Source organism: Burkholderia sp. R-40 (assembly GCF_049942845.1).
GTDB lineage: Bacteria > Pseudomonadota > Gammaproteobacteria > Burkholderiales > Burkholderiaceae > Burkholderia > Burkholderia ambifaria.
In genome coordinates this window covers 759,452-784,326 of the sequence record NZ_CP187967.1, presented here as the reverse complement: position 1 = coordinate 784,326, position 24,875 = coordinate 759,452, and the positions used below count along the sequence as shown (strand labels likewise).

Annotated in this window: 14 protein-coding genes; 3 read left to right on the top strand and 11 right to left on the bottom strand. The window is 61.2% G+C overall.

The annotated features are described in order from the left end of the window. Positions 1-15: 15 nt before the first annotated feature. The 10 genes from ACP26O_RS03555 to ACP26O_RS03510 all read right to left on the bottom strand — a co-directional run bounded on the left by ACP26O_RS03555 (position 16) and on the right by ACP26O_RS03510 (position 19,832). Entirely contained in the window at positions 16-3,408 is a 3,393-nt protein-coding gene (locus tag ACP26O_RS03555) for a heparinase II/III domain-containing protein (RefSeq protein ID WP_244099026.1), read from the bottom strand. Positions 3,409-3,435: 27 nt separating this feature from the next. Continuing rightward, positions 3,436-4,839: a hypothetical protein gene (locus tag ACP26O_RS03550; RefSeq protein WP_165750927.1), complete on the bottom strand. Its 1,404-nt coding sequence runs from the start codon at positions 4,837-4,839 to the stop codon at positions 3,436-3,438. Positions 4,840-4,842: 3 nt separating this feature from the next. After that, entirely contained in the window at positions 4,843-8,247 is a 3,405-nt protein-coding gene (locus tag ACP26O_RS03545; RefSeq protein ID WP_175665265.1) for a heparinase II/III domain-containing protein, read from the bottom strand. Positions 8,248-8,379: 132 nt separating this feature from the next. Further along, positions 8,380-12,603: a glycosyltransferase family protein gene (locus ACP26O_RS03540; protein WP_175665266.1), complete on the bottom strand. Its 4,224-nt coding sequence runs from the start codon at positions 12,601-12,603 to the stop codon at positions 8,380-8,382. Positions 12,604-12,674: 71 nt separating this feature from the next. Then, positions 12,675-13,988, bottom strand: coding sequence for a UDP-N-acetyl-D-mannosamine dehydrogenase (gene wecC / locus ACP26O_RS03535; RefSeq protein ID WP_244099027.1), 1,314 nt, complete (start codon positions 13,986-13,988; stop codon positions 12,675-12,677). A 45-nt stretch (positions 13,989-14,033) separates the two neighbouring features. Next, positions 14,034-15,218 (bottom strand): non-hydrolyzing UDP-N-acetylglucosamine 2-epimerase, encoded by a 1,185-nt coding sequence (gene wecB / locus ACP26O_RS03530; RefSeq protein WP_341770855.1) that lies wholly within the window; start codon positions 15,216-15,218, stop codon positions 14,034-14,036. Between the two features lie 134 nt (positions 15,219-15,352). Beyond that, entirely contained in the window at positions 15,353-17,143 is a 1,791-nt protein-coding gene (locus tag ACP26O_RS03525) for a polysaccharide biosynthesis/export family protein (protein WP_175665268.1), read from the bottom strand. Between the two features lie 127 nt (positions 17,144-17,270). Next, entirely contained in the window at positions 17,271-18,308 is a 1,038-nt protein-coding gene (locus ACP26O_RS03520) for a lipopolysaccharide biosynthesis protein (protein WP_244099028.1), read from the bottom strand. A 61-nt stretch (positions 18,309-18,369) separates the two neighbouring features. Next, the gene (locus tag ACP26O_RS03515; RefSeq protein WP_006750676.1) at positions 18,370-19,032 is read right to left on the bottom strand and encodes an ABC transporter ATP-binding protein; all 663 of its coding nucleotides are present in this window, start codon (positions 19,030-19,032) and stop codon (positions 18,370-18,372) included. Next, entirely contained in the window at positions 19,029-19,832 is an 804-nt protein-coding gene (locus tag ACP26O_RS03510; RefSeq protein ID WP_165750921.1) for an ABC transporter permease, read from the bottom strand. Before ACP26O_RS03510 ends, ACP26O_RS03515 begins: the two co-directional genes overlap by 4 nt. Before the next feature lie 331 nt (positions 19,833-20,163). On the opposite strand from ACP26O_RS03510, the gene ACP26O_RS03505 reads away from it, so the two are divergent. After that, positions 20,164-20,976: a mechanosensitive ion channel family protein gene (locus ACP26O_RS03505; protein ID WP_175665269.1), complete on the top strand. Its 813-nt coding sequence runs from the start codon at positions 20,164-20,166 to the stop codon at positions 20,974-20,976. A 69-nt stretch (positions 20,977-21,045) separates the two neighbouring features. On the opposite strand, the gene ACP26O_RS03500 is transcribed toward ACP26O_RS03505, so the two are convergent. Further along, positions 21,046-21,729, bottom strand: a complete 684-nt coding sequence (locus ACP26O_RS03500; protein WP_041491321.1) for a DedA family protein — start codon at positions 21,727-21,729, stop codon at positions 21,046-21,048. Positions 21,730-21,902: 173 nt separating this feature from the next. Between ACP26O_RS03500 and mutL the strand changes: the two genes are divergently transcribed. Beyond that, complete coding sequence (gene mutL / locus ACP26O_RS03495) at positions 21,903-23,888, top strand: DNA mismatch repair endonuclease MutL (protein WP_175665270.1); 1,986 nt, start codon at positions 21,903-21,905, stop codon at positions 23,886-23,888. Next, positions 23,885-24,859 (top strand): tRNA (adenosine(37)-N6)-dimethylallyltransferase MiaA, encoded by a 975-nt coding sequence (gene miaA, locus ACP26O_RS03490; protein ID WP_175665271.1) that lies wholly within the window; start codon positions 23,885-23,887, stop codon positions 24,857-24,859. The genes mutL and miaA overlap by 4 nt, the downstream gene beginning before the upstream one ends. The last annotated feature ends 16 nt before the right edge of the window (positions 24,860-24,875 follow it).

The window sequence follows — 24,875 nt, the reverse complement described above, 5'->3', positions numbered from 1 at the left end:
TCCTCGTACTTGTTTTTAGTTGTCGTCACGCAATCGCGCAGCGCCCGTCCCGAAGAACGGGTCCGTACGCCCTGCGAAGTTCACCGCGGCGGGTGAGCAATCGCTCCATCCGCCTCCCTCGAGGCGAACGATCGTCGAATACGTCCTTTCGCCGTCTCTCGAGCGAAGATCGACGCCGGTGGCCGGCGTGACCCTGCCGAACTCGAAGGCAGTCCAGCCGCGAATCTTGTCGTCACGCTGGCCCTTGTATATATCGGCATCTGAACCCCGATGGATGAGGGTGCCGGCAAATTTTTGTGCGCTCAGATGGAGGCACGCGCCGTCGCTCGCCGCTTCAACGCCCGGACCGAGGAGGAAGCGTTGCACCACATCGGCAGTGTCGGGTGCGTCGAACGTGTCCACCACGACGACTTCATGCGATCGACCCACGAACACATAACGATTGAGCATCGCGCCGCATCCGGGCACCGAATAGGCACAAGCGATCCGGACGCCATCATCCGATTCTTCAAAGCGCTCGATGCAACCCGAGACGGGGCCGAACTTCGACTGGACCTCGTGTCGCGGCAAGCCATCGAGCAGGGCCGGAACAATAGCACTATGGCCAGTGGTCGACGTGATGCAGCGTGAATAAGGATCGCTCTGATCGTAGGAGTAGCTGCCGGCGTCGACGATGACGTCCACGCCCTTGTACTGCAGATAGATAGACGAATCGTCCATCTGCTTGTGCCATTCCGTGCGCCCGCCGCACACCAATGAAAAATAGAGGCCGTCGCGCTTCACCACGGCGAATCCCGATTCGAAGAAGCAAAACGCGCCATCCCGCGACGGCAGCCCGAGATCGTAGCGCGGCGAGTCGCCTATCGGCGGAATTTTACCGTCGGGAAGCACGCACAGTTCAAGCGCATGGGACGCTCTTCCAATCAGTGCATCGATTTTGTCGCGCAGGTCCTCGGCGATCTGGAGGTTCGCTAGTACGGTGCGGAGCTTGCGGTATAGCGACAGATTGAAATTGTGATAGCCGATCGTGTTCTCGTTGCACAGACCGTCCTTGTCGAACGACTGCGCGGCAAGCGACAGAATCCGATCCTCTGCGACCTTCAGATAACCGCTGCCTTCACCATCGGCCAGTAACGCACACACATAGATGAGCGATGTCGCGCCCATCAGCTTGTGGTTTCCGACGCCAAGATTTCGGTCGTCGGCAAGCCATTCTGCCCAGCGGTGAATTTCGCGCAGTAGACGCACCCGCAGCGCCGTCGACGCCCCAACCTCGTCGAGCATCTGATGGCAGGTCAGCAACACCTTCAGCCGCTCGCTTGCCGAGTGGTCCGCGGACGGAATACGACCAATCGCAAGCCGATTCTCGGCAATGGCCGTGAAATCCATGAAGTTGGAGATCAGATCGATTGCCAGCTTGCTTGCGTCAGCATCCTTGCGTTGTGCCCAGGTTGCGAGCAGACGACCAATATAGGCGAGCGAGTAATACCACATCCGGTCGGCATTCAGCGCGAACGTGTGGTTCCACGGGAACCGTGCACCGACCTTGACGTCGATGCGCGTGGCCCCTGTCATGAACGACATCTGAGCAGTGCCGGCGGTCAGCCAATCTTCGGCAAGTGGCTGGTAGTCATCGACCAGTCGCACACACTCCAGTCTGGATGGACGGACTGCCGTCGCTGCCAGGAATTCGGCTTCGGCCTTGACTTGAACGTCTGTCGTCTCGGCGGCATCCAGCGAGGCGCCGGGCGCCTCGGTCACCTTCTCGAGCACCAGGATGCCGTTACAGAACTGTTCAGCCCAATCCGTGATTTCAAAGAACGCGAGTGCACGCAATTCGCCCCCCTTGAAACCGGCCTGAAAGCCGTGGTTTCCGACCGGGATTCCTTTGAAACGTCGATTGAGATAGTCGGCGACGCCGTGACCGGTCTGCGCGTCGGCCCGAGCGGGGAACGGAACAGCGATGATCGTCCCCGCGGGCTGAACCGCAACAGACCTCATCAATCCCTTGCCGATGTACTCGACAAATTGTTCCGGGATCGGCTTCGGCATCTCGATGACGGCACGCCCGATTCTGTCGGCGACATGTGCAAGCGCCCCCTCTGCCCCGATCGATTCGCGAATGAACGTCCATTGCGACAACCGGAGTTTTTCCTTTCCCTTGCTTGGGTGCTGCCCGCTCGGCACGTCGCCCGGGTCCGGAGACACCGATTGCGCACGGGTGCCGGCAAATGTCGCCGGCGCACCGTCATACGTCAGCAAGCTGCGGGGAGAAAACCCGACGCTACGCCGAAATCTGTCGATGCCACTATCGTGGCCGGCGATGTACATGTAGTTCACCGCCCTCACATGAGGATGACGCGTGATCAACTCATCGACCATATGCAGCACGTTGAGATTCATCACGCCATGCGTCGCATGTTCCTTGTGGCAAAGAATATGATTGACCTGCGCCAACTCGCCGAACAGGAGGACGGTGATATAGGACACCAACCGATCACCGAGAAAAATGCCGACAAAGTTCTCGGTATGTAGCTCGCAACCCGCCGGATTCGCTGCGACTACGTATTGCGGCGGGTTGGTATGGAAATACTCCGGGATCGGGCGCCCCTGGCGCATCGGATCGGACGTCCTGATTTCGTAAATGTCCTGGCCCAGCATCTCGGGCGTGAGGCGCCTGAATTCGTAGCCCAGCTTCCGGGCCTTCCGGATCATGTTTCGCGACTTGTCGCCGATCGACTTCAGATACGCGTCGAGCGACGCCGGGATTTCGAGCAACGCGGGTTGAGCGCGCTGCAGCGAAGCGGGAACCAGTTCCCCCGTGCCTGTTTCGACATACACATCTTCTCGGCCGAACGCATCACTGCCCGTCCGGATCGCGAACTCGTCCATCGACTCGAACCAGCGATTGCAATGTGCGACGCAATGGAAGCCACAGCTCGCGTTGCGAGTCAGGAAATTGGCCGAAAGCGGCTGGCTGCCGTCCGCGGTCAGCGGGTGCCACTTCTTCACGATCCTACTCGATGGGCCGGAAAACACCGGAACGGCGTCTTCACTTGTCAGTACGACGTCCTCTAGCACGACAGGCGTCGTCATGTTCCATGGCCGAATCTGAAATCCGGTTACCTCGGAAATCACATCGAAGTCGAACGCGAGCTTTCCGTCTTTGATGGACGGAAGCAGATAGCGATAGAAGCCGGACGACGTCTTGATGAAGCCGATTTCCGCCGCCTTTGCTTCGGTCAGATATTCGCCGGTGATCACGAAAAGCATGTTGCCCTTTTCGGGCAGCGTCCATCCGACCTTCGCGGATAGACGAACCGCGCTCTTGCGCTCAACGGTGAACACACCGCTCAGCACCCCACGCCCACGATTCAGTACAACTCGATCGACCCATGCTTCATTCATGGCGGCACCACACCTTGCTCATTATTCTCAGGCCCGTGGCCCCTCTTCATTGACATGCGAGTCGTGCAACACGCCGACATGATTCGTCGTTCGGCCCGGCACCACGCTGACTGATTCGATCGCGTCCGGCCCTGACTGCGCGAGCCTGACCAGGAACGCATTGATCGCCTCTTTCGGCGGCGGTTCGTGTCCTTGCGCCAGACTGCCGAGATGCAGGAAGAATCGATCTTCCAGCCATCCCCAGAATTCGGTTCCACGAACGTGAGGCAATCTCGAATTCGACAGGAACGGCTTCAGGTGGTAATCGGTATGCCAGTCGGTAAAGTTCTGCAAATAAACCACGTGATTCCCGTCGCTCGGATAGACCCGCCACACATCGGCCACGGCCACTTTCTCGAGCCTTTCGCGAAGCGTCGCGAGATCCTCCGTGCCAAAGCAAACGCGGCCGAAATTCCGTACGGCCGTCTCCTCGAACGCCAGGATGGAAGTCTGTGGATTCCACACGAAGGCGGTTGAATCGGCAAACTTCGTCGACAGATACAGCGCTGCGAAGCCGCCCCCCGATCCGCCCCAGAACACCAGCCTCTCCGGAGCAAGAACCGACCGGACCTTCTCCGTGATCAATTCATACAGGTACTGCAGCGGCGTGGTCGACGTGCCGACGTGCCAGGCAAGCGTCAAATCGGGATCCAGCAGCAACGCGGGATCGGAGAAGATGAGGACGGAACTGTTCACGTCACTCATCATCGATACGCCACTGAACACGGGCAGCTTGAACACATCCGATCGCGGTGCATTGCCGTGAAGGAAGCAAAATAGCGCCGGGCTGCGCCGGTCGACGAGCAGGAACTCGATCAACAGATCGTTGACCGGGATGATGTGCGCCGAATTGGGCAGCACCGTCGCGGACAGAAATTCGCTGATGCTGGCCCACACTTTCGGTGGATATCGCGCGGCATCGCGCGCAGCTGCGTACCGTGCCGTCAATTGCTCGGCGGAAGGACTCGTGACGGCGACGAAGGAGTGAAGACGTACGAAGTCGTCCGCCCCCCACGTGACGATCTTGAAGCGGACGGTACCCGCAAAGGGTGTAGCCTGGGAAAATTCCCAATCGACTGACACACGTCCCGCACGCGTCGGCACGTATCGATACCACCAACCATGATGGGAATGTACCAGTCCCAGTCGCTCGAGCTGATTCGGCGGCTCGCTGAATTCGACCTGAACCAACGCGCAATTGGTCCCGATATGTGGCCCGCAGACCAGATCCATGCAGACCGAGAATCGCTGCACGTCCGTGATGTCGAGCGAAAACTGCACGCCTGCGCCGGATAGCTGAATGCCATCGGTCGAGTGGTAGCAGTTTGAAGTATCGTTCATAAGCCGAGACAGTAAATCTGGGAAATGCAGCGCCGGGATCGGTGACAACACCGATCAATTCGTGAAGAACGGGTCGGTTTTGTTCGCAAACGCTCGTGCCCGGTCGGAACCGCCTTGCGGATCCGTGCCGTTCAACACGACGATCGACGAGAATTCCCCGGCAATCGGTCCTCCGCTCAGATCGATACCCGTGGTCGGCGAGATTTCACCGAAATCGTACGTACTCCAGCCCCGCACTTTTCCATCCTGTTCACCGCGATAGAAATCGGCATGCCGCGACGAATGAATGATGGCCCCTTCAAACGTCTCGCCCTGCAGGCGGATGATCCCTTGCTCCGCGTGCGCCGAAACGTCCGGCGCAAGAAGAAAGCGCTGCACGGCCGCCGCGGGATCCGGCGACTTGACCATGTCCACAATGACAACCTCGCCCAGCCAGTGGACAAACACGAATCTCCGGAAGCTGGTCCAGCAGCCGGGAACGGAGTAAGCGCATTCGATGCGCACGCCGTCGTCGCTTTCCTCGAACCGTTTGATGCTGCCCGACACCGGCCCGTACTTCGCGATCAGTTCGTATCTCGGAAGGCCGTCGAACTGGGACAGAAACACGCCGCTATGGCCCGCCGACGAGGTGATGCAACGTGTATGCGGATTGCGCTGGTCGTACGAGTAGCTGCCGCCATCGACAAACACGTCTTCCCCCTTGTACTGCAGATAAATCGCCGTGTCGTCCATGTGCTTGTGCCAGTTCGTCCGCCCGCCGCAGATCAACGACAGATAGAAGTCGTCGCGCTTGACGACCGCGAACCCGGATTCGAAGAAGCAGAACGACTCGTTGACGGAGGTGACGCGCGAGTCATAGCGAGGCGAGTCGCCGATGGGGGGGATCATGCCGTTCGGAAAAATGGCGAGCCGCAGCGCGCGCATTGCGTTGTCGAGCACGGGTTCGATGTCGGCGCGCATCGATGCCGCGATCCCCAGTTTTCCGAGCGCGTCATGAATCTTCGTGTACAACGACAGGTTGAAGTTGTGGTAACCGATCGTGTTCTCGTTACACAGCCCGTCCTTGTCGAAGGACTCGCCCAGCAGCGAGCGCACGCGGCGCAGGGCCGTGTCGAGATAAACCGCACCGGCCTCGTTCGTCAGAAGCGAATACGTGAACATGAGGGACATGCAGCCCATCAGCTGATGATTGCCGACACCGAGATTGGCCTCCTCGGTCAGCCACTCGGCGCAGTAATGCATCTCATCGAGCAATCGCGGCAACAGAGCGACGCCTCGGACATCCTTCGATTCCCTGACGATCTGATGCAGCGTCAGCATTACCTTCAATCGCTCAGCCGTGGCATGATCGGCGGACGCAATGCCGTTGACGCCGGCACGATGCTCGGCAACGGCTACGTAGTCGAGATAGTCGGACGTCAACGACAACGCCAGATCCAGCGACGCGGCATCGTTGGACTTATGGTACGTCGCCAGCAATCGTCCGATATAAATCAGCGAGTAGTACCACATGCGTACCGAGTTGTTCGGTAGCTCCGAGTTCCACGCGAACTTCTTGTTCAGTTCGACATCGACAGTCGCCGTCGAATACGGAAACGACATCTTCACGACGTTCCCGTGCCGCCACCCGTCGGCCAACGGCTGATACTCGTCGGCAAGGCACACTCGGTCCAGCGACGCCCCATCCGTCGGAACAGACGCCATGAAACGATCTCGCGTCAAGAATGTTCCCTGCGGCTTGTTCCGCACAATCGAATCCGGACGCAAGCCAGCTTTTCCGAACTTCTCGAATGCCTCGGTCAGACCACGGACCCTGCTCTTTCCCACCGGTGTCAATTTCTCGACCACCAATAACCCGCGGAAAAACAGAGCATCGTCGTCGCTGACCTGGAAATACCCCAGAACGCGGAAATCGCTGCCCTTGAACGCGGTTTCGAAATCGTCGTTCGAGATGGGGCTCTGCTTGAAACGCCGTCGCATGTAATTGCAGAGACGGTCATCGGCATCCGGGATACGGTCCGGGAACGGCACCGCGAAGCAGCTTCCATCCATCCAGTCGATCACCGTCTCGCTCAATCCGCGCGACAGATAGCGCTCGAACTCGTGATAGATGGGCATCGGCAAACGTGCAACGCGCCGGCCAATGCGGCTCTCGATCGCCTGCATGACGTCGCCGCTCACCTGCTCGCGCATGAACGCCCGGTTGGCGCCTTTCACCTTCGGCTTGAAGGATGGCGCCAAGGGCGCCGTCACGCTGCCGATCGACGACCGAATCTCCGTATGCCGCGCGTACAGCTCGACCACGCTGTCGTACGTCATGAAAGCGACATCCCGGAAGCCGACACTTTCCTTGAAAAGGTTGATCCCGCCCTGGGATTGTCCGATGTACAGATAGTTGAGGACGCGTACCTCCGGCTGATGCCTGATGAGTTCGTCCACAACGTGAAACACGTTGAGATTCATCGCACCGCTGCTCGCGTGATCCCGATGACACAGCAGGTGATTGACCTGCGCAAGTTCGCCGAAGAGAAAAAGCGTGACGTACGCCACCAGGCGATCGTCCTTGAACACACCATAGAAGCGTTCGGTATGCAGCCGGCAACCGACTGAACTCGGCTGCAATACATGCTCGGGCGGATTCGTGTAGTAGTAGTCGGGAATCGGACGGCCTTGGCGCATCGGATCCGATGTTCGAATCTCGTAAATGTCCTGCCCATATTCGTCAGGATCGATTGCACGGAATTGGTAGCCGAGCCGCCGCGCCTTTCGCACCATATTGCGCGATTTATCACCGATGTCCGACCAATACGCGTCGATCGAATCCGGAATCCCGAGCATCGCAGGCCGCGCGCGTTGCATGCTCGCCGGGATCAGTTCCCCGGTGTCGCGTTCGACATAAACGTCGTCGCGTCCGAACTCGGAGCGCCCTGTCCGCTGCTCGTACCCATCCATCGAGTCGAACCATTTATTGCAATGTACGACGCATGCCGGGGCGCACGCATGCTTCGCGAGGAGCAAATTCGCCGCAACGGGCCGCTGCCCTTGCGCAGTAAGCGACTCCCATTTCTTGATGATGCGACGCGGACGCGCGGCCAGGAATCGAATGCCTTCTTCGACGCCCGTCACGCGAACGTCGTCCAGCACGACGGGCGGCACGCCAATGCCCCACAATCGGATATTGATCGACGTGACTTCCGGCAGGACGACGAATGCGTGGCACAGTCGTTCGCCCTTCACCGACGGCTTCAGGTACTGGTAATAGCCGCCTTTCGTCGGCACGAACCCGATTTCCGTCGCGTGTTGCTCGGTCAGTGCATTACCGTTGATGACGAGAATCAGATTCGTGCCATCCGGCAATCCCCCCGCGATCGTCGCATTGAGTTCGACCGAGGTCCTCGCTGCGACGCTCGCTGCGCAGTAGATCATCGAATGCCGCTCGCTCAACACGACGCGATCCATGTATTGGTCAGCCATCATTCCCCGCAGCAGTTCTTGTCGACGGTGCGGTTCCGATCGTCAACGACCCGCACCGTTATCCTTTTCAGGCCCGCCCCTTTCACGCATGCACGATTCCCTGCACGGCATTGCGAATCATCGCGAGACCGAGGGCTCTCGCGACCCAGCCTCTTCGGGGTGCCTCGCAAAGCACGCCATTTCCCGTTGAATCACCGCATCGTGGGCACTCTGCCGTCGCACACGCTGCGCCGCGGCGGCACTCATGTTTGCAAACAGTCGCGGGTCCCGAATGATCGCCAGCAGTCCTTCGGCAAGTTCGTGCGCGTCCTCTGCCGGCGCGAGCACACCGCAGGTTGCGTCGACGAATTCCGGAATGGCAGCCACCGCATTCGTCACCGGAACAAGGCCCGACGCCATCGCTTCGTCGCGTGAAACGCCCTGCGTATCCATTCTCGACGGGCACAAAAATACGCCGTACTCCTTGTGGAGATCCGCAATTTCACGTTGCGTCAGGAAGCGTCGCTCGATTCGAACATTCGAGAATCCGCGAAGCGGCGCTACCGTCTCATCGAAGAGCGCGCCGTCGCCGATCAGGTGGAATTGCATCCGGTCGAAATCCGGCTGGCCCGATAGCTCAAGAATCGCCCCGACGCTCAGATCGTTGGCATAGACCTTGGACGCATACGGCCGAATCGACAGCACCTTCCAGCGCAGTTCGGCATCCTTCTCGACATAGTCGAATCGCGTGGTATCGATCGGGTTATGGATGACGCTGTACGCATCGTCAGGCAGGATCAACTCGAGGTCTTCCATCGCGGTTGTCGCGAGATACTTCGAGACGAAGACGAAGTGCAATGAGGGCGGACGATCCGTCAGCAGAGTCCGCCAGAATTGCGCGCGGCGCTCGCTCTTCAGCGCAGCGGCGGAACGTTGTTCGGCATCGTCGTACAGGAATGCGCGACGCTCGAAGCGCTGGATGTCGGCGCCGTGAACCCAGACGACGATCTTCAGTCGATCAGCGTAAGGCTGCAGCGCGCGCCACATCGCATCGTCGAGGAAGTGGACCAGGACCGAGCGATATCGCCCCGTCTGGAGCAGTCGGTCCAGCACCTCGGCGCCGCCTGTCATCACATCAACGTTTTCGAACTCCTGAAACTCCACTGTCTGTTCGTCACGGAAGCGGAACACGTCGCATCGCACACCATGTGCGCGATAGGCGCGCACCCGGCTGTGCACGAACGCGTTGCGATACAGGTCGTCGTAGGATGGGTAGTGGTTTGTCAGGATGAGATGTTCGCCCTGAGAAAACATATCCGCCGGCAGGAGCGAGCGGTGACCGAGCAGCAACGATTGCACGCGCGCGGAGCCGCTGGCGTAGACCCGCAAGCCGATCCGCAAGTACACCGTGCCCGCCGGCACCTCGATATCGTGATTGCGATTCGAAGCCTTCACGACATGGCCGATCCGCGCCTTTTCGCCATCGAGGAACAACACGACAACCTGCACGTTCAGACCCGGCGAAACTTCAAGATGGAGTTGCAGCTTCCCGTTATCGACCGACAGATCGGACGGCGAAAAATCGCGATCGGCGTACCAATATTCGTGTGAGCCATCAGGCAACGCCGAATCGACCTGCAGACAGCCGCCGCGCTCGACCATCGATACACGACTGTTCGCCGGCGCCTTCGTCAACAGCGATGCCAAATCGCTACCGCGCAATTGCGGAAGCGCATTGCTGTCGAGTCGCTCCGCAGCGACTGCCTCCGCTCTACGCTGCATTTCGTCGAGCGTCAGTCCGTGATCGGACAGGAGCACATCGTCAACGGTCGAGCGGCCCGCCTCATCCAGCGCGACACCGCTTCGGCAGTAGTTGAATTCGTCGACAGCGAAGCACGAAGCGTGGTTGAACTGCGCGGTATACAGTTCCCTCACCCAGTCGCGCAACGACACCGCGGGCAACGTATCGAAACGCGCGATACCCGATCGTGCAGCGATCTCGGTAACGAACGTATACGCTGCGTCATCCCGAAGCAGCGACAGGCCCTTGCTGCCCGACCAAACATACTGGGCAACCTTGCCGATCGCTGGCGCCTGCGCGTAGCGCGTCGCCAGCGCGAGATCCGTCAGATAGTGGGCACCGTAGTAGTCGTCCGCGACCATGACGGAGAGCCACGCGGCAGGCGATGCCAGCGCCTGCAACATGACCGTATCCGATTCAAGCGCAGACAACACGCGCACAGCGCGTCCGTCCGGCACTCCGGCCGGGTCGAACTGCTCCGGCACGACCAATACCAGCGTCTTGGCCCGATATTGCTGCCGCTCGAACGCGCGCAGCAGGCCGTCGGCTTGTGCCTGATCCTTGGCGTACGCAACCACAATGATCTGCGGGAGCAGCGACGGCAAGGTCTCCTCGCTGACCTTCGAAATAACGTAAGCCAGTCGATCCTGATACGTATGCTCGAGCATCACCTTGCGAAGCGCGGCAAGACGGAACTTGCGCGCGCCTGCTTCGTCGTTGCCGAATGCCTCCAGACGTCGCCGAATCTCGGCGCCGCTATCGCTCGTCACGACCAGATCGCCGAACATGAGGCGCACGCCGCGCGAGAAGTTGCTGATCGTGATCGTATTGGACGCCAGCAGTTCATAGACGCGACGCGCGAACATCGACTGTGACTGCTTGATCGAGTTGAGGTTGATCGCGTATCGATAGCCCTTGTATGCCTTGTCGATCTCCGCGTACGGCAGATTGCCGACGACAAACGGCTGGTATTCCTCCGGAAACTGGTAGTTCGCGTCGCTTTTTCCGTAGTTTCTGTCGTAGATTTCCAGTGGTCGAAACTCGGGCAAATTGACAATGAAGTTCCCCAGATCGCGCGTGCGCTCCGGATATCGGACGTAATAGGCGCCGGCAAAGCAGAACGCGTTTTTCCGCTCGTACTTCTCGACGGGATTGTTGACGAGCGGTTGAGCGGCGAACGGCAGCAGATAGACCCGGTCGTGGCCGAGTGCGGCCTTGTAACGATGGATGCAGTCGATGTCCGTCGTAAAAACGAAATCGAACAACTTCGCGGTCGTCAGGAACGTCTCGAAATGGACCGGATCCTCCTTGTTCCAGAAGATCGTCGGAATCTTGTGATCCCGACACCATAGAACGATACCGAGGACTTCCTGACTGAGGTGGCCGACCTTGCTGCCCCAAAGATCATCCTTCCCGCGCCACGCCGATTCAATGAACAGCATGTCCGGATTGAACGCATTCAATTCGGTTTGCCAGTGAGCGGGCGTCAGTTGCAGAAGGTTGCACTCCGGATCGTACGAGCCGAACGTGAACTCGTCCATGATGGCCGCCACCTTGAGTTGCTTCATCCGATGGGCAAGCTGCTGCCCGTCATCGTCGTGCAAACCCTGCAGCCGCGCACGCGCAGCGACCGCCACAGGCTCGACGGCGTCTGCGCGCGATGAAATCGGCGCCGCTTGCAGCATCGGTCGAACGTTGGGACGCTTCAGTCCCTTGGCTTGGTTGTCGTCACGGCGTTGCTTCGACAAACGATGAATCGCCAGCAGCTTGCCCGGCAGGGCGAAGAACCCGCTCCACGACTTGGTGCCGAATATCAGCGCGTGCCCAAGCTGAAACGACAGTGTGTTCTTCGTTCGGAGTATCTGCTGATTTGCGGCAATCAGTTGTTGGCGCAAACGTTCGATCTGCGCGTTCGCTTCGGTGAGTGCCATCTTGTTGCGGACGGCGTCCAGCTTGATTTTCTCGAGGGTCGTCGACGATGACTTCGCTTCCGAGCGCAGCACCGAGAGCATCGAGCCCAGCTCCTGGCGCTCGATCGCGCGCGCACTGCGCTCTGCTTCCAAAGCCGCAATCTTTTTTTCGAGCGCCGCTACACCGGTCGCCCGCAATTGCTCCTGCTGGCGCGCAACGGCCCTTGCCGCATCGACCTCGCTGGTCAGGCTGCCGATCGTCTCGCCGTGCCGTGAAAGCTCGTCCGCGAGCGCGTCGATCGTGACACCGGTGTCCGCGCGGTACTGCCGGAAAGTCTCCTCCTCCCGTTCCCGTATTGCCTTCAGTCCGTTGAATCGGCTCGTGAGATCGGTGATCGTCCGCTGGTACCCGGTGACATCCGCCGCGCCGTCGACGCACAGCGATGTCAGGCCGGCGTCGATACCGGTCGTGGCCTCCCGAGGCTTGCGCAACCGCGCGGCTTCCTCCTCGAGCAGCGACACGAGTTCGTCCTGCGCGGCTCGTTCGGCCCGCAATGCCGCGCATAGCGCCGCATAACGGTCGCGCTCCCGTCGCAAAGCGGCAACCTCGTCCAGACCATCACCCGCACCGACATCGACATTCACGCTCATCCCGACTTCCCTGCCTTTTGAAATTCGTCTTTGCTTTTCCGCGCCATGCCCGAAGCGCGAACGGGAGCAACTCAGCCCCAGATGCCTTTTGTATCGACGAGTCGCTGTGTTTCGCGCAGAGTCGGTTTCATCGTCTTGAATTGCGCGTGGTCGACCAGCATGACAAGGACGTCCGCGCGTGCCAGTGCGTCGTCCAGATCCATCAATCGCGCGCCGCCAAGCTCGAGCTTCTCCGGAATCGCGTCGATATGCGGCTCTACAACGAGGACTTGCTCCGGATACGCGTCGGTGAGCTTGTGCGCGATATCAAGCGACGGACTTTCTCGCAAGTCATCGATATTCGGCTTGAACGCGAGACCGAAACACGCAATTCGGATGTCGCGTCGGGGTTTTCCGGCTTCGCACAGCGAATCGACCGCAGCGCGCACCTTGTCGATCACCCATTGCGGCTTCGAATCATTCACCTCCCGAGCCTGTCGAATCAACTTCGCCTGGCCCGGCGTTTTGTTGACGATGAACCACGGGTCGACCGCGATGCAGTGACCACCGACGCCCGGCCCGGGCTGGAGGATATTGACGCGCGGATGGTGATTCGCGATATCGATCAATTCCCACACATTGATGTCGAGCTTGTCGCAAATGAGGGAAAGCTCATTGGCAAACGCGATGTTGACGTCGCGGAATGCGTTCTCGGTGAGCTTCGACATCTCCGCCGTACGCGCGTCCGTGACCAGCAACTGACCGCTGACGAACGTACGGTAGACCTCTTGCGCACGTACTGCGGAAAGCGGATTGACGCCACCGATCACGCGATCGTTTTCGATCAATTCGCGAATCACCTGTCCGGGAAGGACACGTTCGGGACAATAGGCGACGTAGACGTCGCAGTCGCCCGCGTCCTTCTCCGGAAATACGAGGTCCGGTCGAGCGCGCGCCAACCATTCCACCATCTGCTCGGTCGTACCGACCGGCGAGGTCGACTCGAGAATGACGATGTCGCCCTTCTTGAGAACCGGGGCAATCGATTCGCACGCAGCCTTGACGTATGACAGATCCGGCTCGTAGTTACCGTGAAACGGTGTCGGCACCGCGATCATGAAAGCGTCTGCGGCTTCAGGCCGGGTTGTCGCGCGAAGCCATCCCTCTTTCACCGCCGCGTGCACGACGATATCGAGTTCCGGCTCGACGATATGAATCTCGCCTCGATTGATCGTATCGACAGCATGCTGATCGATATCGACACCGACGACCTTGATCTTGCGCGATGCGAGCACGGCCGCGGTCGGAAGACCGATATATCCGAGTCCGATGACGGATATGGATTGGATGGCATTTTTCACGGAACGTCCTTGATGATGTATGGAGGCGCGGCAACGCTTCGGCATGCCGCGCGAATCAGGGCTGACTGATCGCCCTTATCGTGCGCGGCATTACCCGGCGAACGCGCGAACCGGACCTGGAATCGAAGAGAACGCCAGTGGTTCGTTGCGATCGCTTTCGCCGACGAGGTGATGCACGATGCGTTCGCACGCACGCCCATCTCCATACGGATTGTGCGCACGCGCCATTTCCTCGTAGCGCACCGGATCGTCGAGCAATTGGCGACAGGCCTCGACAATTCGGCTGCTGTCCGAGCCAACCAGACGAACCGTTCCGGCCGCCACCGCTTCAGGTCGCTCCGTCGTATCGCGCATCACGAGCACCGGCTTGCCGAGCGACGGGGCCTCTTCCTGAATTCCCCCCGAATCGGTGAGGATCAGCGCGGCGCGCGACATCAGATAGACGAACGGCAGATAGTCCTGAGGCGCCAGCAGATGAACGTTCGAGATGCCGGAGAGAATCTCTTCCGCCGGCTGCTTGACCTGCGGATTCAGGTGAACCGGGTACACGAAATCGACGTCCGTGTAGTGCGCCGCCAGTTGGCGGATCGCCTGACAGATATTCCGGATCCCTTCTCCGAAATTTTCCCTGCGATGAGCCGTCACGAGCACCATGCGACGCCCGCCTGCAAGCGCCGGAAACGTGTCGCGCATTTGACGCTGGAGTGCCTCATCGTGTTCGAGCCTGCGCGTAACCGAGAGCAACGCATCGATGACGGTATTGCCCGTCACGATGATGTCCTCGTCGCGAACCCGTTCGGCTACGAGGTTCTCGCGCGACGCCTCGGTCGGCGCGAAATGAATGTCGGCGAGCTGGCCCGTCAGCTTCCGATTGCCCTCTTCGGGCCACGGCGAGTGCATGTCGCCGCTACGCAGCCCCGCTTCGACGTGCCCCACCTTGATCTTCAGGTAGAACGCCGCCAGCGCGCTCGCGAAGGTGGTCGTCGTATCGCCATGCACCAACATGTAGTCCGGCCGATACGATGCGAGAACCGGCGTGATCTCGTTCACGATGTCGCACGTGATCGACTGGAGCGTTTGCCCCGCCTTCATCAGATTCAGATCGTAATCCGGCTTTATCTCGAAAAGCTCGAGCACCTGGTCCAGCATTTGCCGGTGTTGTGCGGTGACGCATACGCGGCAATCCACACCCGACCTCCCCCTAAGCGCGTGTACCAGCGGCGCCATCTTGATCGCCTCCGGCCGCGTGCCAAACACGGTCAGAATTTTCATGATAATTATCGTTGCTATTATTTTTTACGAGCCCCCGAAGGAGCAATCTGCCGGTGCGTTCGTGCCAACGAGCCGCCCGCGGCCCTCTCGGTGTCACGTGACGCGCCCTCTACGCGTCATGTGACGTGCTGCCACCATCACCAGAAGATCAGCTTCGCGGCCACTGCCATCTGATAGAGGATCTGCGTAATCCCGCGCGTGATCTCGATACTCTTCGACCTCACCTTCGGCAATACCATGAGCTCATCGCCGGCCTCGACCTTCGTACCGCTGTCGGCCAGTTCGGCCTTGCCGTTCTGATGAATCACGATGATCTTGCTGTTGTCGGCCTTCTGCGTGTATCCGCCGACATGCGCGACATAGTCGCTTGTCGTCATGCCCGATTGCCATTCGACCGCGTTCGGGAAGAGCACCTCTCCATGCACCATGACGACACTGGTTCTTTCGGGGATGTTGATGACGTCGCCATCCTCCAGAATCACGTTGCCCATCGTCTGCTCGTTGAGCACCACCTGCCCCTTGAACTCGGTCTTGCTCGCGAGCGCAGCAAACTTCGTGATGTTCTCGGCTTCCTTCGAGCGCAGATTGGCCTCTTCGCTCGTCGCGGACGGCGCGGACAACGCCGCCTCCTGAAGCTTCTGCAATTCGACGCCGAGCATTTCCTTTTGCCGATCCGCCACCGACTTGCGGAACAACTGGGCCTCGTCCACGCGTGACAATGGATTTTTGCGAACCTGGCTCAGCACCTGCGCCATCGTGGAGCCATACGGGAGCACCAACGCATGCTCTCCCGAATGGGCGCCCTCGACGCGAACCTGAATCGTGCCGGCGTAGCGATCCGACGTGACCGCGAGCTGATCGCCGTCGTTGAGCCTGACGTTCGAAGCATTCGAAATCGGGTAATACTCGGTGGTCCGTTCGGTGCCCTGGCGACGCACGATGCTGACATGCGTTGCACCCGGTTTCGGTCGCGCAACCGCAAGCGCCTGCTGAAGCGTAATGACCGGCGTGGCGAACTCGAAGTCGTATGCGTTGTAGACCTCGCCGCGCACCGAGAAGACGTGTTCGCGCGGCCCAACGACGATCACGTCGCCATCGGCCAGCTGCAGTTGATCGATCTCACCGTTCAACAGGAAGTCGTACAGGTTGAAGCGCTTGCGCACCGCTCCGCCGCGCTTCACCATCACGTCGACATAGCTGCCTCGGTCGACGTCGACACCACCGGCTTTGTCGAGATAGGACAGGATGCTTTCCGACGCGATGCCGCCATACATGCCCGGCTGCTTGACATATCCGGTGACGAAAACCTTTACCGGCTGCGCGACGTCCAGGCTGGCATAAACGTTCACGTTTGCCTTGTAGACTTTGCGCACTTCATTCAGCACACGCCCGTTCAAGTCGGCATTTCGAACACCTGCGACCGTAACCGGCCCGACATTCGGCACGAAGATATTTCCCTGCGGATCGACGGTCAGCTGCCCGTCGAATACGAAAGCACCCCACATCCGCAGCGTAACGGTGTCGCCAATGCCAACCTGATAAGCCGGATTGAATCCGGTCCCCCGACTGTTGTGGAACGTCCCGCCGAACAACTGCGAGCCGAACATGCTGTTCGGCGCCTGCGGAGCGACACTGACGTCGACCGGACTCGGAGCCATCCCGCCGGGTCCACCTTGCTGACGCGACACCTTGCCGCCCTGAAGCATCATCGCCCCGGCCGCGACGTCGTCCGGGTTGTACCCGAAACCCGTCGAGGCAGCACCGCGCTGTCCGCCGTCAGCCGCGGCCTTGGACGACGTCGAACCACTATCGCTGTCGGTTCCCGAGAGCCCGAACAGCGTATCACTGAGCCCGGCCCACCCCGCCGTGCTCGCGGCGCCCAGCATCAGGGCAATCAATGCCTTTCGGCCTGTTGATAGATTGATCATCTCAATATTTGCATTCGTCGATGCCTGCTTGCATTCGCCACCCCGTCACGGCAACGACGCTGTACCGGCCATTCAAGTTCGTGCGAACTGCCACCCCGATACGACATCCCGGCGGCAGTCATGTCCGTTACGTCCGGTGATCTTCGATGATCGCTTGTGCCAGCCTCACGACACCGAACAACAACAACAATCCGACAACCAGGGACATCATGATGTGCAGCCTGCGCGGGTACTCGGCCTCTTCCGGCAGGTTGGGCGTCACGATCACGGATAGGCTCTTTGCCTTGTGCCCCGATTCGATCCGAGCTTTTTCGAAGGTCGACAGCGATACCTTGTACAGGTCGGCCGCAAACTGGAGGCGCGACTTGAGTTCCGCATACTGCGCGGCCGTACGGTTCATCTTGCCGTCGCCGGGCGCACTGAGCTTGGCTCGCTCGACGGCAATCTGCGCGACAAGCGCCGATAGCGCGTTGCGCTTCGCCACGACCGGCGGCGCGTCGTCGTTCATGTAGGTCTGCAGGTTGCGCAATTCCGCTTCGAGCTCCGCCTGCTTCGACTGCATTTCGACCACCATGCGTCCGCCCGCCTCGGCGCTCGCCGTCGGATCCAGCATGCCGGTCTTGTTTTCGAACGCGATCACCGCATCGCGTGCCGTCTTGACTTCGTCATACGACCGATCGATTTCCTCACGCGCAAACAGCATGTCGTTACGCGAAATGCGATGCGACAACTCGTTCAGGAAAGTTTCGCTTTCGCTCAGCAACGTTCGATTGAACGTCTGCGCGAAGGCCGGCGACAGACCTTGTGTCCGAATCGTCAACAGCCCCGTCTTGTCGTCTACATCGACGCTGACACGCCGCATGTAGTACTTCAGCGTTTCCTCTCGCGTGGCGTGCGGCGAAAGCCGGTTGAACCAGTCGAGCCCGACATGCCCGAACGCCTCCTTGAGCTTCAGCCGCGCATCCACTTTCGCCAGCATGTCCGGCGATTCGATGTACTGCTTGAGCACGACTGCGTCGTCCCGCGCCGATGCATCGCCGCCGCCGCCAAGCAGCGCCTGAATATTCAGCCCCGTGCCGACGGAACGTCCGGAGTCCTTGACCAGCACCTGCGATTCACTGACGTAGCGATCCCGGGAAACCAGCCCGAGATACAACCCGCACACAACGAGCGGTACCGCGACAAGCGACACCTGCAGCCGATGCCCGCGCAGCTTCCCCAACCAATCAGACATTGTTCTCTTGCTTGTAAACTTCGATCGCCTCATTCACGTCGGGGTAGTACGTGACTTTCCCGTCGCCGATCAGCAACCCGACGTCGCAAACCCGACTTACCTCGTCGAGGCCGTGCGACACAAATATGAACTGGCTGACGGCGCGCCTGGCCATCATCAACGCCTCGCTTTTTTTTCTAAAAACGGCATCGCCGACCGCCGTCACCTCGTCAATCACGTAGTAGTCGAAGTCGAACGCCATCGACAGCCCGAACCCCAATCGCGCCCGCATGCCGGTGGAGTAGCTGCGGATCGGCATGTCGAAAAACTTGCCGAGTTCACAGAAATCCGCGACGAACCGCACCTTCTCCGCCAGTTCGCCCTTGCTCGCGTACAGGCGCGCGACGAATTTGACGTTCTCGCGCCCCGTCATGCTGCTTTGGAATCCGTTTGCGAGACCAACCGGCCACGAAATGCGCCGGTTCGTCACGACCCGGCCGCGATCGGGCCGATCAATGCCGCCAATGATGCTGAGCAGCGTGCTCTTGCCAGCGCCATTACGCCCGATCAAACCAATACTTTTCCCCGATGGCACTTCGACATTGACGTCCTTGAACACGTAATGCCGACCCGACGGAGTCTTATACGATTTCGTGAGATTCTCGAGTCGAATCATGATCTCAGCAGGGAGGGTTCACGTGCCTTGTACAGGGCCATACCGGCGAACAGAACGACAAGCGCGCAAAACGCGGGGTATGCGAGACCGACGTTTTCAGCCGCGTATGCCGGCACGATCGTGTGCCGCAATAACTCGAGAATATGAACGAGAGGATTCCACAATACCCAGCTGCGGTATTCCGCCGGAATGGTTGTCAACGGATACATCACCGCACTGGTGAAATAAAGGGGCCGCATGAACAACGGGATGACCTTCTCGCTGATCGGGAACTCATGGCCAATAACCATGAAGATGATCCCGATACCCAGCCCGAGAAGCACGAGTATCGTCCAGATTCCGGCGAGTTCCGGAATATCACCCAATTGAACCGGCTGCCCACCGAGGCCGAGAATAACCAGCAATACAACCAGGACGACCGCGCTGATAATACATTCGAGACCCGCACGTGCAATCAGTGTATCCAGCGGATGCACCGGACGATAGCTCAGCAGTCCGAGGTTTGCCTCCAGCGCGTTCAACGATCGCAGCGCGATGTTGATGAACATGAAGTACGGTACCAGACCGCAGATGAGAAATACAGGAAACGAAATACCGGGCATCGTATGTTTCGCAATCAGCCCCAGGATTGCGAACAATACGAGCATGTGAACGACAGGCTCGAGAAATACCCACAGATATCCAAGCCTGTGCTTGCCGAACCGGGTCTTCAGTTCGCGCAAAAACAATGCATAAACGACTCTTCGCTGAATAGCAAATGCTTCGCCCAGCCTGGACTCCTCGTCTGGCGGCTCTACCATACCCAACCCCGGTCCCACTTTTATCGTTTGCGCCCCGTGCGTGGTGAAACTTTTGCCCCACGCTCCTAATTTTTTAAATCACCTCAAACTACCGAGGCGCCGCATTGTACCAGCTTACATGCGAGAAAACTTCCTTACCTTTAAACGTTGTTAACGCTTCTACACATGCTTTCGATTTGCGCAACACATCTGCTTGCCGCAGTAAAAAATGCCGCCCCTTTGTCGCGCAATGCAGACCTGCGAGTTATTGTCGCAGCGTGTTGTAAAATCCGGTAATAATCAGACCGGATACAGGCTGAAACCGCCAGATTCATCTCACCCCGGAGCCCCCATGCCGAACCTGGAAACCGCCCAGCAATTCCTGATGACCCGCGGCCTCGACCTCGGCCTGAATCTCCTCGCCGCGATTGTCTTGTGGTTCATCGGCCGCTGGGCGATCCGCCTCGGCACCCGACTGCTCGGCAAGGTCGTGCGCCGCAGCGGCAAGGTCGACCCGACGCTCACCGACTACCTGACCTCGGTGGTCGGCGTGCTGCTGACGATCCTGCTGATCCTCGCGATCCTGCAGATCTTCGGCGTTCAGACCACGTCGTTCGCCGCACTCCTCGCCGGCCTCGGCCTCGCGATCGGCACGGCCTGGGGCGGCCTGCTCGCCCACTTCGCCGCCGGCGTGTTCATGCAGGTGCTGCGTCCGTTCAAGATCGGCGACGTGATCAGCGCGGGCGGGGTCACGGGCATGGTGAAGGAACTCGGCCTGTTCGGCACGACGATCATCACCGCCGACAACATCGTGACGATCGTCGGCAACAACAAGATCTTCTCGGACAACATCGCGAATTACAGCGCATCGCCGCATCGCCGCGTCGACCTGACCGCGAAGATCGCCAACAGCGTCGATGCCGTCGACGCGATCAACCGCCTGAAGACGCAGATCCAGGTGATCCCGAACGTGCTGAAGGTGCCGGCGCCGGACGTCGGCGTGCTGCAGTTCACGCCGGAAGGCCCGCTGCTGTTCGTGCGCCCGTCGACGCAGCCGGAGAATTACTGGCAGGTGTACTGCGATACCAACCGCGTGATCCTCGAGACGTTCCGCGACGCGCAATACCCGACGCCCGAAACGCCGCTCGCGCATCGCACCACCTGAACCGCACGGACGAAAAAAAAGCGTGGCAACCGCCACGCTTGTTACTGCGCCGAAGCGAAACGTGCCGGCTCAGCGCCCGCCCGTCTTCCGCGCATCGCCCGAGTGCCGCCCGCGCACTAGCTTCCACAGCGCGCCGAACGCGATCGGCACGATCGCCGCGCCGATCCCCACCAGCACGATCACGTTCAGATACTGGCGGATGAACGGGATATTGCCGAAGAAGTAACCGAGCAGCACCAGCAGCAGCACCCAGACCAGCGCGCCGATCACGTTGAACAGCTGGAAGCGTGCGAAGCTCATCGACGACGCCCCGGCGACGAACGGCGCGAACGTGCGCACGACCGGGATGAAGCGCGCGAGCACGATCGTCTTGCCGCCGTGCTTGTCGTAGAACGAGTGGGTCTTCTCCAGCGCCGCGCGGTCGAGGAAGCGCTCGAGCACCGGGATATGGGTATTGAACACCTTCGGCCCGACCCAGCGGCCGATCACGTAGTTCAAGGTATTGCCGGCAATCGCCGCGACCAGCAGCAGCACGATCAGCACGACGACGTTCATGTCGCCCGTCGCCCCGAACGCACCGCCGATGAACAGCAGCGAATCGCCGGGCAGGAACGGCAGCACGACGAGCCCCGTCTCGCAGAACACGATCAGGAACAACACCAGATACACCCATGCGCCGTACTGCCGGATGAAGTCGCCGAGGAACGCGTCGATATGCAGGACCAGGTTGACGAAATGAAGCAGCGTATCCAAATGCGATTCCTCGAAGGCGAAAAGGCCGTGGCGGCCGGAAAAAGCGGAAGCGCCCGCCAGACAAGGCGGCGCGCGGAACGGAGCCATCATACCGAAACTACCTTAAGGCTCCGTGAAAAAACGTAACCACCGGCGGCGCCGGCATGCATCCGCCGCCTCGCTATAATTCGGCCATGTCCGAAATCACCGAAACGGCCGCGGGCGCCGCGCCCTCTCCCGCCGCGCGCCCGCTGCGCGCGATCCAGCCCCTGCCCGACCAGCTGATCAGCCAGATCGCCGCCGGCGAGGTCGTCGAACGCCCGGCGTCGGTCGTCAAGGAGCTGCTCGAGAACGCGATGGACGCCGGCGCGACCACGCTGCGCATCGTGCTCGAGGAAGGCGGCGTCAAGCGCATCTCGATCACCGACGATGGCTGCGGGATTCCGCCCGGCGAACTGCCGCTCGCGCTGATGCGCCACGCGACGAGCAAGATCCGCTCGCTCGAGGAGCTCGAGGCGGTCGCGACGCTGGGTTTTCGCGGCGAAGCGCTCGCGTCGATCGCGTCGGTCGCCGAGATGTCGATCACGAGCCGCACGGCGGACGTCGCCCATGCGACGAAGATCGACGCGACCACCGGTGCGCTGTCGCCGGCCGCCGGTGCGGTCGGCACGACGATCGAGGTGCGCGAGCTGTACTTCAACACGCCCGCGCGCCGCAAATTCCTGAAAAGCGAGCAGACCGAGTTCGGCCACTGCCTCGAAATGATCCGCCGCGCGGCGCTCGCGCGGCCGGACGTCGCGATCTCGGTGCTGCACAACGGCAAGGCCGTCGAGCACTGGAACGCGACCGAACCCGCGCAGCGCGTCGCGAAGATCCTCGGCGACGGCTTCGCCACCGCGCACCTGCCGCTCGACGAGCAGGCCGGGCCGCTCGCCGTCTACGGCTGCGCGGGCCTGCCGACCGCGAGCCGCGGCCGCGCCGATCAGCAATACTTCTTCGTCAACGGCCGCTTCGTGCGCGACAAGCTGCTCACGCACGCGGTGCGCGCGGCGTACGAGGACGTCCTCCACGGCGACCGCTACCCGTCGTACGTGCTGTTCCTCGACCTGCCGCCCGAATCAGTCGACGTGAACGTGCATCCGTCGAAGATCGAAGTGCGGTTCCGCGATTCGCGCTCGATCCACCAGTACGTGTTCCACGCGGTCCAGCGCGCACTCGCGCGCCATGCGGGCGCGTCGCCGGAAACCACCGCGGGCGGCCACGCCGCGCAACTGTCGCCGGCGCCGGGCGGCCCCGCGTCGTTCCTGAATACGCCGCTCGGCCTGGGCGCCGCCACCGGCACGGGCGGCAGCGGCTTCTCGTCGCCGTCGTCGTCCTCATCGTCGGCCGGCAACACGTGGATGCGCCAGGCGCGCATGACGCAGGGCACGCTGCCGGTCGCGCAGCCACTTGCGCTCTACGACGCGCTGTTCGGCCGCAAGGACACGGGCGCCGGCACGCCGGACGGCACGACCGTCATCGCGCACGATTCGGCGAGCGTGACGAACACGCCGCCGGGCTTCGTCGCGTCGCCGCTCGCGGCCACCGCGCACGACGAGCAGCCGCTCGGCTTCGCGCTCGGGCAGATTCACGGCATCTACGTGCTCGCGCAGAACGCGCACGGCCTCGTGATCGTCGACATGCATGCGGCGCACGAGCGGATCCTGTACGAACAGTTCAAGAACGCGCTCGCCGACCGCACGATCGCCGTGCAGTCGCTGCTGCTGCCGATTTCGATGACGGCGACGCCGGTCGAGATCGGCACGGTCGAGGAAGAGCGCGACACGCTCGAATCGCTCGGCTTCGACCTCGCGGTGCTGTCGCCGACGACGCTCGCGATCCGCGCGGTGCCCGCGCTGCTGAAGGATGCGGACCTGCAGTCGCTCGCGCGCGCGGTGCTCGCCGACCTGCACGCATTCGGCGGCTCGCGCGTGCTCACCGAGCGCCAGCACGAACTGCTCGGCACGCTCGCCTGCCACCACGCGGTGCGCGCGAACCGGCGCCTGACGCTCGACGAGATGAACGCGCTGCTGCGCCAGATGGAAGCGACCGAACGCGCGGACCAGTGCAATCACGGCCGGCCGACCTGGTATCAGCTCACGCTGAACGATCTCGACCGCCTCTTCATGCGCGGCCAATGAGCGCTTCACCGCAGTCCCGTCCGACGACGATCGCCTGCCTGCTCGGCCCCACCGCGTCGGGTAAGACGGCCGCCGCGCTGGCGCTCGCCGCGCGCCGCCCGATCGAGATCGTCAGCGTCGATTCGGCGCTCGTCTACCGCGACATGGATATCGGCACCGCGAAGCCGACGCGCGACGAACGCGCGCGCGTGCCGCACCATCTGATCGACATCATCGACCCGGCCGATGCGTATTCGGCGGCCGAATTCCGCGCGGACGCGCTGCGCCTGATCGGCGAGATCGCCGCGCGCGGCCGCACGCCGCTGCTCGCGGGCGGCACGATGCTGTACTACAAGGCGCTGACGCAGGGTCTCAACGACCTGCCGACCGCCGATCCGGCCGTACGCGCGGCGCTCGACGCCGACGCCGCGCGCGACGGCTGGCCCGCGCTGCATGCGCGGCTCGCGCAGGTCGATCCCGCAACGGCCGCGCGGCTCGCGCCGAACGATTCGCAGCGGATCCAGCGCGCGCTCGAAGTGTTCCTGCTGAGCGGGCAGCCGATGTCGGTGCTGCTCGCCGCGCCGCGGCGCGCGGACGACGAGGCCGCCGCGTACCGCTTCGTGCCGGTCGCGCTCGAACCGTCGGACCGCGCGGTGCTGCACGCGCGCATCGCGCAACGCTTCGACGCGATGCTCGACGCGGGCTTCATCGACGAGGTCGAACGGCTGCGCCGCCGCGAGGATCTGCATCTCGGCCTGCCATCGATGCGCTGCGTCGGCTATCGGCAGGCATGGGAATTCCTCGACGGCGACACCGACTACCGGACCATGCGCGACAAGGGCATCTTCGCGACGCGCCAGCTGTGCAAACGGCAGATCACGTGGCTGCGTGCGATGCCCGAGCGGATCGTCGTCGACTGTGTCGCGCCGGATGCGACGGCGCTCGCGCTCGACACGCTCGAGCGCGTGCTGGACGACCGCCTGCCGACCTGAGCCCGGCGCGGGTGCG